Raw genomic sequence first — 800 nt, forward strand, 5'->3', positions numbered from 1 at the left:
TGATTTCGCTCCCTATCTTTACACATTAATTGATAAAACTCAAGAAAAATTAAAAAACGCTGAAATGAATCAACGTTTTTAAATATCAATCATACCGGCGGCCGGGGTCGAACCGGCACGTCCTTGCGGACACTGGATTTTGAGTCCAGCGCGTCTGCCAATTCCGCCACGCCGGCATAACTAACTGGGGTAGCTGGATTCGAACCAACGCATGAGGGAGTCAAAGTCCCTTGCCTTACCGCTTGGCTATACCCCAATTAAAGGCGAGTGAGGGGAATCGAACCCCCGAATGTCAGAGCCACAATCTGATGTGTTAACCACTTCACCACACCCGCCATATTAATAGTAACACGGGCAGTAGGAATTGAACCCACACTGAAGGTTTTGGAGACCTTAGTTCTACCTTTAAACTATGCCCGTATAATGGAAAGAGAGGGATTCGAACCCCCGAACCCGAAGGAGCGGATTTACAGTCCGCCGCGTTTAGCCTCTTCGCTATCTTTCCAAAAATTAAATTATAATGGCGCGAGACGGAATCGAACCGCCGACACATGGAGCTTCAATCCATTGCTCTACCAACTGAGCTACCGAGCCATGTCCACAATAGGTTATTGCGGGAGCAGGATTTGAACCTACGACCTTCGGGTTATGAGCCCGACGAGCTACCTAGCTGCTCCATCCCGCGATATTAAAACAAAAGGAGGATGTGGGATTCGAACCCACGCACGCTTTTACACGCCTGACGGTTTTCAAGACCGTTCCCTTCAGCCAGACTTGGGTAATCCTCCATTTATATATAA

Annotated in this window: 8 tRNA genes; all 8 read right to left on the bottom strand. The window is 48.1% G+C overall.

The annotated features are described in order from the left end of the window. Positions 1-92: 92 nt before the first annotated feature. The 8 genes from ACQRDX_RS09405 to ACQRDX_RS09440 all read right to left on the bottom strand — a co-directional run bounded on the left by ACQRDX_RS09405 (position 93) and on the right by ACQRDX_RS09440 (position 788). Positions 93-176, bottom strand: a tRNA-Leu gene (locus tag ACQRDX_RS09405). Between the two features lie 8 nt (positions 177-184). Further along, positions 185-256 (bottom strand) — tRNA-Gln (locus ACQRDX_RS09410). A 6-nt stretch (positions 257-262) separates the two neighbouring features. Then, positions 263-335: transfer RNA gene (locus ACQRDX_RS09415), tRNA-His, on the bottom strand. 14 nt (positions 336-349) lie between these two features. Then, positions 350-420 (bottom strand) — tRNA-Trp (locus ACQRDX_RS09420). A gap of 4 nt (positions 421-424) precedes the next feature. After that, positions 425-505, bottom strand: a tRNA-Tyr gene (locus ACQRDX_RS09425). Between the two features lie 16 nt (positions 506-521). Beyond that, positions 522-594 (bottom strand) — tRNA-Phe (locus ACQRDX_RS09430). 17 nt (positions 595-611) lie between these two features. Further along, positions 612-685: transfer RNA gene (locus tag ACQRDX_RS09435), tRNA-Met, on the bottom strand. 13 nt (positions 686-698) lie between these two features. Next, positions 699-788 (bottom strand) — tRNA-Ser (locus ACQRDX_RS09440). Between the last annotated feature and the right edge of the window lie 12 nt (positions 789-800).

The organism is Streptococcus sp. SGI.013, from assembly GCF_050315295.1.
GTDB lineage: Bacteria > Bacillota > Bacilli > Lactobacillales > Streptococcaceae > Streptococcus > Streptococcus porcorum.